Here is a 17,697-nt window from a genome sequence, read left to right as displayed (position 1 = left end):
CTATCTTCCTACCGTCCCGGTTCCGTTAATTAATTTCTCTAACAGCTCATCAAACGTCGTCATAAATCTAGCAGCTGCACTATAGGCATGCTGGAACTTAATCATGTTGCTCATCTCTTCATCCAGCGATACTCCGCTCACCGATTGCCGAGAGTTCTCCACCTGAGTCACCAAAGAAGCAGAGTTCGTCATTTTACGATAAGCTTCCTGGGTCTGAACCCCAAGTTCTCCAACCATCGATTTATATAAATCATTAAGTGTCGTCTTATCTGTTCCACCTGGTGTAGTAAAGGAAGTGCCTTTCAGACTTCCCATGAGAGAGGCTAGAGTATTATTCCCTTTCACTGCATTACCTGAAGAATCAAGGCGTAAGGAGGAAGCGATTTTATTTGGGTTGAGCTGAATTTCTTTATTAAGCGTAATGTTGCCTGCCGTAATCGGTCCGCCATCTGCGCCTGTGAAAAAAGGAATGCCGGCACTTGCAGAGCCATCTAATGAAAATCCAAGCTCATGAAGTCCGTTGAGGCCCTTCACCGTTAAAGGTGTCTCATTCTTGAGAACCGCTCCCGCGGGAAATGCTTGTCCTGCCAAAACGGTAGACTCTGCTCCATTCACTGTAATCACGGTATCTTGATCTGCTACCGTACCTTCCCGCACAGAGGAACCGGCAGGTAAAGTAATCGTAACATCGCCATTCGCAATGGTATTTGCCAGTTGATTCAGATCATTCTGATAGCTCGTAACAAAGCTGTCTCTCGAAACGACCATTCCATACACTTCGCCGCCCTTAAGATCCCCAGATGCATAAGCGTCCGTAAGGAGAGCGCTCGTCACTTCTGTAACTGCCGTACCATTCACTAGATTCGTTCCACCAATGGAAATGTTGTATCCTTGTTCATTCTCCGTCACGGTTACGTTCGCAATTCTGGATAACTTATCGGTCAGGAGATCACGCTGATCACGAAGATCATTTGCGTTATCGCCCAAAGCTTCAATTCTTGAAATCGTATTATTCAAATCGGCAATAGACGTAAGATACGTTTGCATTTCTTGTGCCTTAACACCGATGTTTGCGGTAAGGTCTTGATTTAATCCATCTAGCTGCTTGCTCATAAGGTTCATCGCATCGGTCAGAGCAAGTGCGGATTCTTTAACAATATTACGGGCTGTGAGGTTCTCGGGATCTTTACTTAGATCAGACCAGGAAGACCAGAACTTATCTAATACGGTCTGAAGACCGGTATCGGAAGGTTCCGTCATGATTCCCTGAATTTTATCCAGTGCATCATATTGAATCTCCCAATTCCCGAGACTTGAATTCTCGCTGCGGAACTGACTGTCGAGAAACCCTTGACGGATTCGTTCTATGGCTGAGAACTCCACCCCTGAACCAAGTTGGCCCGGGTTGGTAGATCTTAAATAAGCAAGCGGATCCATGGGAGAAGAAGCGGTCATTTTTACCGTTTGTCTCGTGTAACCCTCTGTATTGGCATTGGATATGTTGTGACCTGTTGTATTCAGTGCTGCCGTTTGTGTAAACAAACTGCGTTTTGCAGTCTCTATCGAATGAAAAGTGGAAACCATTGTGTTACTCCTCCTAACTTAAGCTCGTGAGTCGAAATATCCGAATTGACCTACCGCTCCCTGGCGTTGATCTGGATGTTTATACACCGGCTCCTGTGTGGGCTTATCGATCAGCACATCCAATGAATAATCAATAAATGCAAGTGACTGTTCTAGCAATTTTTGATTAATTTCATTCACTTCTTTGAGCTGTAATAAGGTTGTGCTTAGCGCCATTTGAGCTTGTTGTAATCTTTCCTTATCCTCTACATCAAATACGAGACGAGAGATTTCCGTAATGGTCAGATTTAATTTGGACTTAATTCCACGCTCGAGTAAGAAGGAGACAATCGCTTCATTTTTCATGACTTCCTGGCTTTGAATGCGCTTCAATAGGACTGACTCTTGGTTTAACAAACGGATTAATGTATCCGTATCGTTCTTAATAATGGATTCTTTTTTCACTTCTGCTGTACGAAGCATCTCACGATGCGTTGTCTCAAGTTCATACATGGCATCAATTAATTGATTTAGGGACATAACTCTCTCCTACTTCTCGGAACTTGATTTAAAATACGGCATCATCTTCTCGGCAAGCTGATCTGTATCGACTCTATAGGTACCTGAAGCAACTTGTTGTTTCAGTTCCTGAATACGCTGTGTGCGTTCACTGTTATGGACTTGTTCTTGTTTTTGAAGCATTTCCATCGCCTCTGGAGAGATCGTAAGCTCATCCTTGCGGTTTGTTTTCTTTCCTTCGGTCTGCTGAGCAGACTCTATGTTTTTGGAATAAGAATGAATTGCTCCAATGCGACCGGATTCATTAATTTTCATATACGAAGCACCTGCCCTTTCCCTTATATCGGAATGATCTATTGTATCATCAAGTCATCTAAAATAAAAAAACCGATAATCTTTACTAAAGTTATCGGTAGAGGTTGAAACATTGTTTATAGTGTTACAGCGAATTAAGACCTGTCTCCTAGGAACGTCCAGATTTGTCGATTGCACGATAGGCTCCTGCTCCTAGAGAACGTCCTTCCCCCTGACTAACCTCCCGGGCTGCATTGCTTAAATCCTTGGTCAAACGCGAACGACAGCTTTCGCACATATGTCCTTCACGAATAAAAGTACCGCATACTTCACAAGGCAACATAAGATTCGGCGCATCCACTACAGAGATCCGGCCTTCCTTAATAAAACGAGTAATCTGCTTAATTGAAACACCTGTCTCATCGGACAGTTCTTGGATGTTCGCGCCCCGATGTTTGCGTAAATATTCGGCACAGTCAACATATTGCTGTTCGATTTCTCTGAGACAAGTTGGACAACAGCCCATTACGTTTAGCGCGTAAAGCTTGCCGCAGTGAGGACAGTTACCTACATTCATCCTCTTCAGCCTCCTTCAGGGATCATTTCCGAATGCTTTTCCTCATTATACCTACGATATTTAGCCTTGTCATCTCTGGTAGTTATAAGAAATAGTAGAAAGCCAGTGCTTGCATAACTGTGAAAAATAGAGCACGAATCCGCTTATTCTCACACGATGAATTGACTCGTTTATTTCTATATCGGAGAAACGCTGCCGAAATCTTACTAGGATCTAGCCCAAGTGAGCGTATAAATTTTAAAATGGATACCGCGCTCTTCTCCCCACTGCTTCACCTCCTGGCTGCAAGCTTCGAGTGTACTACCCGTTGTATAAACATCATCTACTAGAATGAGGTGAATTGGTTGGTGCTTTTCGTTTTTTGGCAGATTCATCAGTATCTTCTTCATATAAATCGAAGCATCCTCGTGAACAGCAAAAATGTTTCGCATGGATTCTACCCGCTCTCTACGAGACTTATAACTTTGTTTCTCGGTATGCTGTGTACGCATCAGCATGGGAAGGACCGGAAGACGCACCTCATGACTGAGTACTTCAGCAAGTCTCTCAGCTTGATTAAACCCCCGCTCTATATATCGCTCTCTACTCACCGGAACAAATGTGACCGCCTGAGCCTGCCATAACATGTGAGGAGAAAGCGACATTTCACGCTGTAAAGCACGATAAGCTGTACCCAGCATGGTCCCGAGAAGTGGAGCCATCCGCTCTTTGCCCCGGTATTTGTATACCGCCAGCCACTCTCGCATGAGAGGGTCATATCTTACTGCACTTCGGTTCATCTCAAAAGAACGGCGGAGGTTCTCCGCTCTTGCACAGTCTGGGCAGCCGATTGCTCTGCCGCAGCGATGACAGCGTATGCTTCGAATCCACGGAATACTAGAAACACAGCGTGGGCAAAGCCCCGGAAGCGCAGTAGATAGAGCGCCCCTATTACCACATGCGACACAGATCTGTCCGGGCGGTGCAGCGAGCCCATGCAAAAATGTATGTATAGATTCCCACCTAATCATCTACTTTACGTCTCCTCTCCCAAAAGATAACCCTGCCGCCTTGCGATCGTATTCATTCTTTTGATTTGCTTAACGGCTTCTTTCTGACCGAGACTGCGCTCGGGTGCGGCAAAAACGACGTTTCCGGCAGGATCATCTTTCGATCTCCCTGCTCGTCCTGCCATCTGCACAAGAGAAGCTGCATCGAACAGCCGATTGTTGGCATCAAGAATATACACATCACTCTTAGGGACGGTGACTCCGCGTTCGAGAATCGTGGTGGTGACGAGTAAACGAATCGTCCGGTCCCGAAAAGCCATGACCTTCTCTGCACGCAGCGGGTCTACGGATGAGGTTCCTTCGATTCTTAGATCAGGAAGCGTACGTCTAAGCAAATGTAATAAAGCATCAATCTGAGCGATCCGAGTGACAAACATAAAAATTTGTGCACCTCGCTCTATGGAAATCGCAAGTCTTCTAAGTAATTCTGCAGGTAGTTTGTGTTGCTTCAATAACTGCTGAACAGAAGGGACTTTCAGCAGCAGCGGTACGGGCAGAGGATGCCGATGAAAACGAACCGGCACTCTCGCATGGGCAAGCTTGCCGCTGGCTGCTTGCTTCTGCAGTTCCCTAGGCGGGGTGGCAGATAAATAGATAAAGCTGCCGCCCTGTTTGCAACATGCTTCCGCTGCATAAGCGAGCATGGGATCGTTGTGGTATGGGAAGGCATCGAGCTCATCGATGATGACCAGGTCAAAAGCGTGGCGGAAGCGAAGCAGCTGGTGCGTTGTGGCGAGGGTAAGCTCTCCTCGCCGCCAGCGATCGCTGCTTCCGCCATAGAGGGTGGCGCGGGTCACCTCAGGAAACGCGCGGGCCACCCGGGGAGCGAGCTCCAATACCACATCGCGCCGCGGTGTGGCTACGAGCACGCTCCCCCCGCCGCTGAGAATGGCATCCAGCAGCGGGAAGGTCATCTCGGTCTTGCCGGCGCCGGTTACGGCCCATAGCAAGAACCGGCCTTTGGCGGCAGCGGAGCTGGCATGGCGCTGCTCCGCCAAGTACGCAAGCGCCGCGCCTGTGGCTACGCTTTGCGCTGGGCTAAGCCCCCACCGGCTGTCTGCCGCGGTGGGAAATCGCCCGGCCGCTCCCTTTACGGCCCGGGGCGCTGCACCTTGCAGCAGCAGCGCGCAAGCCCGGCTCCGCCCGAGCGCGAGGCAAGCCTCGCAGTAGGCGCATGCCGAACTGCCGCATGCCGCGCAGGGAGTTTGCTCGGCCGCGATACTACCGCAGCGCCGGCAGTACAGCGGTACCCGCCGGCCCTGAACCAGCCACTGCCCGAAACGGTGCCGCTGCTTATGAGTCGGCTGTTCAGCTACAGCTGCTTCATAAGTGATCCGTCCCGCCAAATATCCAAGCTGGATGGCTGCTTTATATTCGGTTTGCATACTCGGAACGTTCTCGGCTAGCAGTGCTTCTGCTTCTGGGAGCAATAGCTGTCTGCCTGCCAGCTGCTCCGCGGCCTCTACTGCATCATCATAAAGGGAATGAATCAACTCCTCTGCATGACTAGTTCCCCTGAGCGGCACGATTTTAATATCTAAACATTCACGAAGTAACTTCATGCCATCCTTACCCGGCTCCTGAGATACCTTCTCTTGTAAAATAGACTCCGTCCATCTTCTCCAGCTCTGAACTGATGTCTTCTCTCTAAGCATTGCACTCTGCTTACGGAAACTTTCTCTCAGATGGCATGCCCAAGAAAAAGGCATTTGGGAAGAAATCCAAATGACAGGCCCAGGCTCCTTCGTCTTCTGTCTACTAGCTTCCCACCATAACTGATCGGCTTCTGGGCAGATCGATATATATAAATTCAGCTCATCTGATTTGGTAGGATCTCCTTCTTCTTCCCTTGCCAAATATACAGCTACTTTCACAGCCTTCCCTCCTGATTCACGCAAAAAAGCACACACCTCGGTAAATCTACCGAAGTATGTGCTTCATACTCAATGATAATATAGAAAAAAATAACATATAAGTTCTATATATACAATATTAATGACAATACCGCAACTTTTTTAAAGCTCATTCGTTTTATAATATATCTACAGTTTGCTTACGAATGGAATTCCTTGAAGCGCGCCTTCTTGACGAAGATCAATATATTTTGTATCTTCCCGTTCCTGTATACCGCTTACGTTCATATAAGACAAGGATTCGTCGCCAGCCATAATATCTAGTTCGATTCCAGTTATATCAAACAGCCGATTTAGCAAAAGCAGGGTTTCATCGCTTGAGCCATAATCCACTACAGTAACATGATGGGTTTTTCCTCGTAAAGATGCATCTAAAGACAGTGCTCGGATAATCCACTCCAGTATAAATCCATGGTTACTTGTAATCAAAACATAACGTGTTTGCTCGGCTTGTTTCTGATTTGATTGCAGCGTTCGATAAACAAAACGTACGGTTGCAGCAGATAGGCCATAAACCAGCGCAATCCATAACAAATGTTCGATCATGGCGACTGCACCTCCCTTTACGACAATATATGCCGTAAATATGGACGTTGACACAATGAACGTTTATAAAAGTTTTATTTATTTAGCTGCTGATTCGCATCAAATAACTCCGAATAACTCAAACTCTTAGTCACATTTTAAACTGCATTACAAAGAAACCGACTTGCGCCATATGTATGCCTATGGGGCGGCAAAAGGCTGCTTACGATAGCTTGTACGTTCTAACTTCAGCATTTCCCCCGAAAAGTACACCCCTAATTTCCTTCTCATGCTAAAGTTTATCCTACGTTATAGAGTGACCCAACCATATTTAATGGAATTAATTACGGCTTGTGTCCGGTCATCCACTTCCATCTTCTGCAATATACTGCTGACATGGTTCTTCACTGTTTTTTCACTGATGAACAAGAACTCACCAATCATTTTGTTGCTCTTACCTTCTGCCATTAAACGAAGAACTTCTGCTTCACGGCGAGTAAGTGGATTATTATCTCCAGCCACAAACTTCACGCCTGCTTCTTTGACGCCGCCTTCACTCATGGTACCTGTTTCATTCAGATAAGTCATTCGGCGGAGCTGCATAATTAGTTTTCCTGTTACTTTTGGATGAATAAATGCGTACCCTTCGTGTACGGAACGGATTGCATTGATCAGAGACTCTGCCTCCATGTCCTTCAGCAAATATCCGCTTGCTCCTTTACGAAGCGTTTCGAATACATAACTTTCATCATCATGAATAGATAAAATAATAACTTTCACATCTGGGAACATCTCTCTCAGCTTTTCTGTCGCTTCCACCCCGTTTTCAATCGGCATGTTGATGTCCATAAGAACGATATCTGGCTTAATCTGATTACAGAATTCAAGTACCTGGATTCCATCGCCGCATTCGCCGATAACCTCAATATCGTCCTCCATGTTCAGTATGCGTTTCAATCCTTCACGAAACAGCTGATGGTCATCAGCTAGTAGTACTTTAATATCTGCCTCATTCATGTTCTGGTTTTCCATCCTGTTACTCCTTTCCCTTCTCCACGTTTGTCGGGATATGAATCACGATCTTAGTGCCTTGATTCTCTCCTGATTCAATCTCCATTCGGCCTTCGAGCAGTTCTACCCTTTCCCGCATACCTATGAGTCCAAAATGAGAGTGATCCTTACTTTTCTCCTCTAATTTCTCCGGTTTAAACCCAAGACCGTTATCCTGCACGACAATCTTGACCAGCTGAGCCTGGAAAGTAATCTCGACCACCACATAAGTTGGATAAGCATGCTTGGCTGCATTCGACAAACCTTCTTGCACTAATCGATAAATCGCTGCCTCCATCGCGGAAGACAAGCGGTGTTCTTTCCCTCTAGTTTCAAACAGTGAACGAATTTTGGTTTTTTCTTCAAAATCCTGCACGTATTTACGAAGTGTGGGAATTAAGCCCAGGTCATCCAGGGCCATCGGACGCAAATTGAAAATAACTTTTCGCATTTCCCCAAGGCTGGAACGAACTTGCTTTTTCAAATCTACTATTTCGGCTTGTACCATCTTAAAATCCTGCTTAGCCAGCATTCTTTCTACAATTTCCGTCCTAAGCACTAAGTTGGCAAGCATTTGTGCGGGTCCATCGTGAATTTCACGAGCGATTCTTTTCCGCTCTTCCTCCTGGGCCAAGATGATCTTGAGACCAATCATTTGCCTGTTTTTAGCAGACTCAATAATCCGTGTGACCTGACCCAATTCACCAGACAGATATTCCATAACAACATTCATCTGTGAACCAATTGTCTCGGCTCTTTCCACAGATGCCTCGATGCTGCGCGCACGTTTCTGCAAATCATCACGGCGAGCTTTGAGGTACATTTCTTTTTCTCTGTAGATCATCAAATCCAGCTGCAACTGCGTAGCCTTTTCATAGGCTTGCTTGATATCATGTTCAGAAAAATGGACAAAATCGCGGCTGACTTCAGTCAGCCGGATTCGAGACCTGCGGAAATTGAGTTCCAGTTGGTCTACCTTTTCAATCGTTTCGGCCGTCTCTTTCAGGATGGATTGAACCTCCTGATTCAGTGCTTTCAGCTCGGTACGAGACGAATCCATGATTTCAAAAATTTGATATTTACTACTTTCCATGACCTGCATGGCGTTTTTTATAACGCGATCGAGAGCATCTGCTTGAAAGTCCACGTATTTTCGACTCCATTCCTAACGTTTCCAGGATATATCATACCATATCACGAGTCGATGGTGACGGTCTTCGTTTTCTGTTCCCATTTTACAGTCAGTCCAAGCTGTTCAGAAACAAGCCTTAGAGGGACTAAAGTCCTACCACCTGATATATAAGGTGCCACACTCGCGTTTTGACGTTGTCCATTCAGTACAAATTCTTTCTGACCAACCGTCAGATCTATTAACTTACCACCGCGCAGTATGGTCACTCGCTGGTTTTTACTATCCCAGGTTGCCTGTCCCCCAAACACATCAAGCACATGCTTAATAGGAATGTAGGTAGCATTATTTTTCAGTACGGGCGCTGCATCAATGGTTCTCTTTTGACCGTTAAATAACATCGATTTTTGTCCTAATACAAGCTTGGCGACTCCCTCAGGCAGACCGGTCTCACTTGATAGAGATGGCATTGTAAATGCTATATTATCAAATGCTACGGTTCCTGTCATGGCTCGCTCGTCCTGTCCTTCGTCCAAATTCACGACATAAACCCGTTTTAATTTGGCTGGATATGAGATATCCGAACTACTTAAGTCCACATTTAGCTTCTTCCATCCCGACCAGTCTATAGTTCTTGCCAGATCCACATACACGGTTTTTCCCTTCGCATCGGTAAGTTCTGCCCGTAGCCAGTTCAGGCTGTGATCTCCAAGAACATCTACTGATAGAGCCGTGGCTGCAGCATCAATCATTTTGCCGGATGTTCCATTCAGCTGAGCGTAAGCATACATTTTACCACTTCCGCCCGTCATATCATAGCTGAGCTGAAGCACTTTGGATCCAGCTTTTTCCTCAGTTCCATTCACTACTTCTGCTGTTCCTGTTACCCCTGCTGCGTTTGTTGTAAACTGGACTCCATAACTTACATTCTCGAAATCTTCCCACATACTTTCTCCTGCAGCAGACAGGACTACTACCGTACTGAATCCATCATAACGACCAATCGCGTAACCGACAGTTGCCCCTGTATTAATAGAAGAAACCGTTAATTTATCTCCCTTCACACTGCCTTTAAAGCCAATAAACTCCCATTTCAGTGCATCCGCGCTGAGCGAAACAGTTTGTCCATCTTTGGTTGTAGCCGTCACCGGAATATCGATGCTGGCCCCTGCTTGTAGAGAGCCCGTACCTGAACCGGCTTTGAGTGCAGTCAGATTGCTTCCGCCTACTACCGTCACATTGATCTTGCTGCTTGCTGATCCACTTACCGCAGTAAGTGTAGCGGTGCCGCCGCCCACTGCTTTGATCTTACCGCCGCTTGTGCTGATTACCTTGCTGTTGCTTGATCTCCAGGTAACTAAGGTTGTTCCCACATCGTAAGGGTTGTAGTACGTGTCGTAACCTTTAAGGCTGTAATCTGCCTCCTGGCCTACAAGAAGAGAGGAAGATCCGCTAATCGTAAGTCCCTTCAATTTCCCTGCGGGAGCGAGAGAAAACACACCAAGACCATTGACAACCGCACGCTGTTCAGTCCCATATTCTGTTGGAAAAGCAAGACCGGTAGCCGTCATCCCAAGCGGTCTCGTAATCATGGTAGTGGAACCCCCGCCGTCCAGGTTCATCCCTTTCCAGACCCCGATACTCGTCATAAAAGATTGCATTTCTTTTAAGGACATCCCGCTGCTCGCACTATTATCCTGTATAGCGATCAGATAAGCATACCGATTATCCTTCGAATAACCTACCGCCGTCCGAGCGCGATAACCGCCGATGCTTGATGTATCACGAGAGAAAGAAGTTGCTTTCCCGCTGTTAACTAAAATCGTGTGTCCGCCAATCATCATTTGCAGCGTATCTGGATTCACCTTTTGACCCGTTGTCTTCGCTACTAACTTGTAATCCGTATTTACTGCTTGTCCTACTGTGAGGTTTGCAACCAACCAATCGGCTGCTTTCCCATGAGCACGGAGAATGTACCCATCTGCTGGAATTGACGTACTTAGTGCACTTTTGTCTGATATTTCTTTGACAACACCATTTTGTACAAGCACTTCAGTCGGTGTTGTAGAAGGGTCGTTCGGGCGTTGAGGAGAGGTCCATGCCGAGGTATAGATGTATATCGAATTGGCGTGGCTGTATTTCACACTTCCTGACTCCAAATAATAATCTTCCTTATTCATACCACGGAGAGGATAAGTAGCTCCACTTGATGCCTGGACAGAACCTTCAAAGCTATATTCGTCAATCATCGGCTTACCGTCCTTGCTTATCGTCATCGCATACATCCCGGTTAGCTCGGACGGAGTAGACATGAGTGTGCCACTAGCAATCTGTCCACCGATCGGTGCAAGTTCACCGCTTACGTTAAAATAATCTCCATTCACACCTGCAACGGCTCCTGTTTCCTTTACCATGCTGCCTGTACTTTGTTTACTATTAAATGTACCTCCCTTGCCTGTCATCACATCAAGTTTGACATATGGATTATTCAGATCCACCTCAATGACGTTCGCAAGTATATTGGTTTTGACATTAGAGCGTGTGGTGGTGAACTGGTAATTTATCATTTTGGCACCGGACGTAATCATCTCTTCCGACAGCTTTGTTGTACTCACTGCTGCTTGAGCTACACTCGTTATAGGAAGTCCTATGTTCCAGGTTCCACTCGATCCAAGAACCGGAGTGACCCACAAAACGCCTGCGATCGTAATAATAAACCATTTCTTCTTTCTGCTATCCTTTTGTTGTTTCCCCTTTTGCATTCGGTTAGTTCCCATAGAAAAGCGACTCTCCCATCTTGTTTTGCGTTATCTAATAGATTCAGCCCCGATACTCGTAAGGAGAGTACGGAGCTGAAGACATTTTTATCCTCTACTTAATAGACTGCAAAAAATGGAAAAAGTTACGCCCTTTTTGAAGATTCATGAGTTTGTTTATCCCTTGTTATGATCCTCGTTCTCCAGGAGAAGGATATACGGCATCTTCCCTCGAGAAAAATAAAGCGGAACATCAAAAAACCTTCGATGATAACTATCATCGAAGGTTTGATGTGTAAAAACTTCATAGAATGAAGTTCTGATCTATTAAATGCCTGCCCCAGATTGCAAAGCTTCCACTTTGTCAACGCGTTCCCAAGGTACATCCAAATCGGTACGGCCAAAATGTCCGTAAGCAGCCGTTTGTTTGTAAATCGGACGACGCAGGTCTAACATGCGAATGATACCCGCTGGGCGAAGATCAAAGTTATTGCGAATAAGTTCTACAAGCTTTTCATCACTAACTTTACCAGTGCCGTATGTATCGACATTGATCGATACTGGGTTTGCTACCCCAATTGCGTAAGCAAGCTGAATTTCTACTTTGTCTGCAAGTCCAGCAGCTACAAGGTTTTTAGCCACATAACGTGCTGCATACGCTGCAGAACGGTCCACTTTTGTAGGATCCTTACCGGAGAAAGCACCGCCGCCATGACGAGCATAACCGCCATACGTATCTACAATAATTTTACGTCCTGTAAGACCTGCATCACCTTGAGGTCCACCGATAACGAAACGACCTGTTGGGTTGATGAAGTACTTGGTTTCATCATCAAGCAGATTAGCTGGTACTACAGGAAGGATAACCTTCTCTTTAATGTCAGCTTGAATTTGCTCAAGTGTGATTTCTTCCGCATGCTGTGTGGATACAACGATCGTATCTACACGAACAGGCTTGTCCCCATCATATTCTATCGTAACTTGTGTTTTACCATCGGGACGAAGGTATTCAAGCGTACCATTCTTACGTACTTCAGCCAAACGACGAGCAATTCGGTGAGACAAAGCAATCGGAAGCGGCATCAGTTCTTCAGTCTCATTGGTTGCAAAACCGAACATGAGCCCTTGATCCCCTGCACCAATATTTTCAGTCTCTTTATCCATTTGATCTGGATCACGATTCTCAAGTGCTGCGTTAACGCCTTGCGCGATATCTTTCGATTGCTCGTTCAGCGATGTTAATACTGCAGACGTTTGATAGTCGAAACCATATTTTGCACGAGTATAGCCGATTTCTTTTACCGTATTACGCACGATTGCCGGAATATCGATATAATCAGCAGAGGAGCTGATTTCTCCGATGACAAGTACGAGTCCCGTTGCTACAGATACTTCACATGCAACACGCGCATTGGGATCAGCTTCAAGAAACGCATCAAGAACGGCGTCGGAAATTTGGTCACAAATTTTATCTGGATGTCCTTCAGTTACGGACTCAGAAGTGAATAAGTGGCGCCCTTTAACAGACATAGTAGTTTCAACCTCCCACGTATATGGATTTGTATGGTATATGCTAACAGTTTTATCCTATACAAAAAATGAACCTTTCCCGAAACGGAAAAGGTTGCAATACATCCTCATACGACATATTAACGTATTTGTCAATCGGTGTCAATCAATGACAAACGTGATTATTTCCATAATTTTTTAAAAAATTTCTGAACTTTTTTGGTGATTTTATTGAGTCTGCTCATCATTTATTCACCTCACAGTTTGTATCCGGCTGCAAGTAGCTCTGCAGAACGAACCAATCGTTTTGTCATTTCTCCACCAATCGAGCCATTCTCACGGGAAGTCAGATGTCCCCATCCGGAGTAAGAGCGGCTACTGCCACTCATTGATCCCAGTTCATCGCCAAACTCTGCATTCAGATCTTTACCGGTATATCCACCTACTTGGATGCCGAACTCTGCGGCGATCTCATATTTCATCTGATCCAGCATCTGGCGGCTCTCCGGGACAAGCTTTTGATTATTTCTTGGCATGTTATGATTGCACCTCCTGCTTATCCTCTTGCAGGTATAGTGTCTGCAATTGGGATGAATATAGACTGGTGAAGTATTGTTACTTTTGGGAAAATGAAGTGAATCGGACTTTGAAGTATAAATCTACAGGGGGATACATATAATGCAAAAAAATCTCTTCCTATATATAAGGTGAAATAAGGAATGATTTTTCTAATAATGAGGAACAATTTATGAAAATAAAAAAATGTTCCGCTCCATATATAAAATGAAGCGAAACATCGCATACTAATGATGATTAGGGAGAACATCCTTTTTATAAGTGCTGCTTGATTACTACTGAAGCTTATAAGATCCGCGAACCATTACGGTTAGGTTATACTTATTCCCTTGCACGACTTCAATTCCGCGACCTTCACGAGGGAAGGATAATAAGTGGTTATTTGTAATCGCTGTTCCATTACCAAGGTCTGCACCTTGAGTTAGATCTGCCACACCGTTGCTGTCTGCAGAGTAGATCACTGCTTTACCGCTGCGGACAATAAACTCAGTACCTGCACCGGCAATCAGACGCTGTCCTGGTTTCACGACCACGATCTTGAGTTCATCTCCAGCACTTGTACTTGGTGTGCTTGTATTTGGTGTAGAAGGGACTGAAGGAGCCGTATTTGTGCTTCCTCCGCTGCCTTGTCCTGCATTTTTAATCGCTTGATCTACATAACTCTTCGTAACGACAGGGTCATCGGCTGTACCTGGCTGGGATAGAACAGATGCACCTTCAGCTGAGATATTCATAATCGAACCAATCCATATACCTCCGCCTACGGCAATGGTTGCCATTCCTACTTTCCACATGCGTTTCATGATGTTCTTCCTCCTTCAAATCTTTCACCTTTGTTTCTGTAACTCTAATGATAGAGGGTATCAAGCTAGTTCACAAGAAAAAGTTACCAAATTAATATAATCATTTGTATCGATCTTTATCTTCAGTTAAAGTTTGTTGTTTGTAAACTACTCACCTGTTGGCAGTTCCACCGGAATTCGGTTTGGATTATAGTACATCGATTGACCTGCTATTTTATACTTTTCACCTTGGAATAGATCATAGATTGAGATTTGATAGGTTCCTCCTCTGCGATCTTCGAATACCCGATCATCAATAGCCCAAGAAAGCAGCTGATTCGTACCAATCTTAAGATCTGTTGCAGGTACCAGTTCCTTCGCGAATACACGCCCAGTCGCATCTGTAATTTCCACAATGAGCTTATGTTCACTTTCCGGCAGATCGTATGCATCATCTACAGTTAACGTATAATACCATTCAACCGCTACGCTGCTTCCGCCAGATAAATAAGCATCAAATGTGTGTGTTTTGATCTGATAAGGGTACAGCTCCACTTGATCAATCTTCGTGAGCGCAGTGAGCTGTTCTGGTGCAATTTCGAGTGATGCCGCATTAACATAACCCGTAGGCTCTTCCTTGATGGAAGTCAGTTTATCTTCCGTTACACCCTCTCCGACAATCAGTCTCATATCTGAGACAGTGACACGTTTCGGGATTTTCGCCCACATGGTCACAATACTCTTATCTTCGGGACCTGCTGGATATTCAATTTGTTTCACGTTTGTTTTAAAATAAAGCCCGCTTGAAGACTGATAATACCCGCTAAGCTGAGATAACTCCGTCTGGCGGTTTTCGAGATTCGTCACTTCAAGCTCGGTATACACAAGGTCCGTACTCGTACCGGGGTACACTACCGTTTTTCTGGTTTTTACTTCTACTTTTTTACCGAGCGTAGTGAGAGTAAATTCTTTATTTTTTTCAATCTTCGGAACGTCAGGAATGGCCCCAATATTCGTCAGCTTCAGCCATTCAAAAGATTCTTCTCCTACCTTCTCTTCTAAAGATACTTGTAGCTGCGCAATATCTAAAGATGTCGGTACTTTCGTTAATAGATATAGATCTATTGACTGACCTGGACCGAGCAAGGATGCGGCCTGGCTTTTAATCAGCTTGGTACTTGTCGTGTCTTTTGCGGAATCCACTGTAAAAGCTCCCTGCAGTTCAGGAAGGCGCAGCGTTTTGACCGAAGTATTCTTCAAGGTCAGCTTCGCAGACAAAAGATCTCCGTCTGTCCAAGGCAAGCGTTGAATAGATGACCAGGTCACTCCATACGTGCCATTATCACTTTTCACGATTGTTTCTGATCCTAATGTATTCTGTAACGATGATGGTGTAGGTAAGATGTAGACCCCTGCTGGGTAGCTAAAAGATGGTTCTTTTTTCTCCGGATCTTTAGGTACATTCATTTGCAGTTTAAGTGCACCTTGGGCAACGGCATAGGATACCGAGATATCCAGCTTAATTGTCTTCTCTTCATCCGGTTTCAGGGTCACATTCTCAAGTGCCTTTGTCGTAATGGGATAAGATTTGCCCGTTCCACTCAGCAGTACGAACTCATACTTAGGTACAGTGATCGTCTGCTTCCCTGTATTTTGCAAATGAAAACGAATGGATAGATCGTTCTTGTCATAACTTTGGTTCACTGTTGCTCCTTCAAGCGTGGTTTGCAGTTTTTGACCGTCCACATCGACTTCCCTTGCCTTAAAAGGAGCCGTCGCAACGATCTTCGTTGTACTTGCTTTAGGCAGTTCTAATGTGGCTAGAGGCAGTACCGTCTTCGCCTCGCCTTCTTCCTCCACGAGTACTAACTCTGCTCCTGTCAGTTTTACAGCAATAGGAATGGTTGCGTTCAGTTTTATCGTCTTGTTCTCCTGTGGCTGAATGTTAAAAGGTGCCGCTTCGGTACTTACCGTTTCCGCTATAAGCGGATAATTACTTCCACCTGCTGTTCTCAGCACCCATTTCGCTGTTGGATTCTCTAGCATTTTGTAACCGACATTATGCAGATTCACCGTCACTTCTGCATAGTTATATTCATTCACGGGATGTACTGCTAGTTTGGTTACCTTGACTTTAACAGGGGTGTCTCCTAGTCGAATAGATTTTGACTTATTGATAGGTGTAGATAGGGTATAGGATGCCGGCACATTGAAGTGTCCCAGGTTGCTTTCATAATTTGGCTTACTGAAATCCCACTTCACGATTTGAAATAAAAGATCGCTAACGTTCACGTTCTTTCCTACTTTTACGATATATGTCACATCAAGAGTAGAACCTGCAGCAACACTTTTCTTCTCCTTATCACGTGTAATCAGGTTAGGGGAATACAGCGTCCCGCCTTTTGTTTTTACCTTTGTCCAGTAGTCGATGAGCATGAGATTCTTGCTGTCATTGTTCTGATAGGTGAGGGTATATGAGATGGTCTTGCCGTCTTCTTGTGTAAGTACATTGAGGTCGGTTAATTTCACTACGCTTTTTGAGGTTAATTTGACTGATTTTAGGCTAGACAGAGTATGTAGGGTTTTGTTTGTTTTTGTCGTAGTGGATTGGGTGCTCTGAGTAGTTGAGGTTTTCTTGTTAGTAGTTGTCTTGGAAGTAGTGTTACCTGTTGAAGCAGCGCCGACTTGAAGATTAGATTCTATATTCGAACCTGCGCCGAATATTTGTGTTCGAGCTCCCTGTCCATTGTATAGTACTTCCGATGGAGTAGATATGGAAGCATTTTGCAAGATAGAAGTAAGTGCCTGCTTACTGTTCGATTGTAGATCTTGGAGGGTTTGTATTGATCTTGTTTCTTCGGGTTCAGCACCTACTGAGGTGCCTTGTCCAAGAATGAGAGCTGCAGCAGCGATCATTAATAAAGCTTTTTGATTATATTTATGATTCACGTAGTACCTCCAAAGTTCACATTTTATGAAGTTACTATATAGACGCGAGTAATAGCAAGAAAGTTACAAGTATAATCCTATAGCGACAGACTTTATTTGTTTTCCGTTTTAAAAAAGATTATTTCGATAAATTGAATATTGAAAAACAACATCTTACCGGCTTTCCGCCAGCCATTCAGTATGTAATCTCTTCTTAGAGGAGGAGTGTGTGCCGATTTCTTGGCTTCCTTAGGTGGGCGATGCTCGCGTTTAGGCTGCCAATATGGCAAAGGCAGATGTTTCAATTCTACTTCTCATTGTAGTGGTTTGAATGGTTAGATGCTACTTCTTTGTAGCAATTTATATCTTTGATTTCCACCTTGAAATAGAAATAGCCCATACTCCATGACAGTATTTGAGCTAATGTATAATTTAAAATTTACTAATTTGCAAACAATTGTTACTTATAAAAAACAAAAGAGAGCGTAAAATACTTTGTGTAAATAGAAAAAGGAAGACCTTTTCTT

14 protein-coding genes are annotated in these 17,697 nt (G+C 44.7%); all 14 read right to left on the bottom strand.

Going from position 1 to position 17,697, the window contains the following annotated elements; genetic code table 11:
• The 14 genes from flgK to GQY27_RS06525 all read right to left on the bottom strand — a co-directional run bounded on the left by flgK (position 1) and on the right by GQY27_RS06525 (position 17,191).
• Positions 1-1,584 carry a flagellar hook-associated protein FlgK gene (gene flgK / locus GQY27_RS06590; protein WP_160032745.1) on the bottom strand — a complete coding sequence of 528 codons (1,584 nt, stop codon included), beginning with the start codon at positions 1,582-1,584 and terminating at the stop codon, positions 1-3.
• 18 nt (positions 1,585-1,602) lie between these two features.
• Positions 1,603-2,103 carry a flagellar protein FlgN gene (gene flgN / locus GQY27_RS06585; protein ID WP_160032744.1) on the bottom strand — a complete coding sequence of 167 codons (501 nt, stop codon included), beginning with the start codon at positions 2,101-2,103 and terminating at the stop codon, positions 1,603-1,605.
• Positions 2,104-2,112: 9 nt separating this feature from the next.
• Entirely contained in the window at positions 2,113-2,397 is a 285-nt protein-coding gene (gene flgM, locus GQY27_RS06580) for a flagellar biosynthesis anti-sigma factor FlgM (RefSeq protein ID WP_160032743.1), read from the bottom strand.
• A gap of 148 nt (positions 2,398-2,545) precedes the next feature.
• Complete coding sequence (locus tag GQY27_RS06575) at positions 2,546-2,953, bottom strand: flagellar protein (protein WP_160032742.1); 408 nt, start codon at positions 2,951-2,953, stop codon at positions 2,546-2,548.
• 206 nt (positions 2,954-3,159) lie between these two features.
• Positions 3,160-3,963 (bottom strand): ComFC family protein, encoded by an 804-nt coding sequence (locus tag GQY27_RS06570; protein WP_160032741.1) that lies wholly within the window; start codon positions 3,961-3,963, stop codon positions 3,160-3,162.
• Positions 3,964-3,968: 5 nt separating this feature from the next.
• Positions 3,969-5,876 (bottom strand): ATP-dependent helicase ComFA, encoded by a 1,908-nt coding sequence (locus GQY27_RS06565; protein WP_236570510.1) that lies wholly within the window; start codon positions 5,874-5,876, stop codon positions 3,969-3,971.
• 168 nt (positions 5,877-6,044) lie between these two features.
• Positions 6,045-6,461: a hypothetical protein gene (locus GQY27_RS06560; RefSeq protein ID WP_160032740.1), complete on the bottom strand. Its 417-nt coding sequence runs from the start codon at positions 6,459-6,461 to the stop codon at positions 6,045-6,047.
• A gap of 288 nt (positions 6,462-6,749) precedes the next feature.
• Positions 6,750-7,472: a response regulator transcription factor gene (locus tag GQY27_RS06555; protein WP_160032739.1), complete on the bottom strand. Its 723-nt coding sequence runs from the start codon at positions 7,470-7,472 to the stop codon at positions 6,750-6,752.
• 4 nt (positions 7,473-7,476) lie between these two features.
• Positions 7,477-8,637: a sensor histidine kinase gene (locus GQY27_RS06550; RefSeq protein WP_160032738.1), complete on the bottom strand. Its 1,161-nt coding sequence runs from the start codon at positions 8,635-8,637 to the stop codon at positions 7,477-7,479.
• A gap of 47 nt (positions 8,638-8,684) precedes the next feature.
• Positions 8,685-11,396 (bottom strand): stalk domain-containing protein, encoded by a 2,712-nt coding sequence (locus tag GQY27_RS06545; RefSeq protein ID WP_160032737.1) that lies wholly within the window; start codon positions 11,394-11,396, stop codon positions 8,685-8,687.
• A gap of 306 nt (positions 11,397-11,702) precedes the next feature.
• Positions 11,703-12,905: a methionine adenosyltransferase gene (gene metK, locus GQY27_RS06540; protein ID WP_160032736.1), complete on the bottom strand. Its 1,203-nt coding sequence runs from the start codon at positions 12,903-12,905 to the stop codon at positions 11,703-11,705.
• A gap of 236 nt (positions 12,906-13,141) precedes the next feature.
• On the bottom strand, positions 13,142-13,420 hold the full coding sequence (locus GQY27_RS06535) for an alpha/beta-type small acid-soluble spore protein (RefSeq protein WP_160032735.1): 279 nt from the start codon (positions 13,418-13,420) through the stop codon (positions 13,142-13,144).
• A 315-nt stretch (positions 13,421-13,735) separates the two neighbouring features.
• Positions 13,736-14,263: a hypothetical protein gene (locus GQY27_RS06530; RefSeq protein WP_160032734.1), complete on the bottom strand. Its 528-nt coding sequence runs from the start codon at positions 14,261-14,263 to the stop codon at positions 13,736-13,738.
• Positions 14,264-14,410: 147 nt separating this feature from the next.
• A complete protein-coding gene (locus tag GQY27_RS06525) occupies positions 14,411-17,191 on the bottom strand; it encodes a hypothetical protein (protein WP_160032733.1) in 2,781 nt (926 codons plus the stop codon).
• Between the last annotated feature and the right edge of the window lie 506 nt (positions 17,192-17,697).

The organism is Paenibacillus sp. An7 (assembly GCF_009870785.1).
Classification (GTDB): domain Bacteria; phylum Bacillota; class Bacilli; order Paenibacillales; family Paenibacillaceae; genus Paenibacillus.
This window is presented reverse-complemented; position numbering and strand designations above follow the sequence as displayed.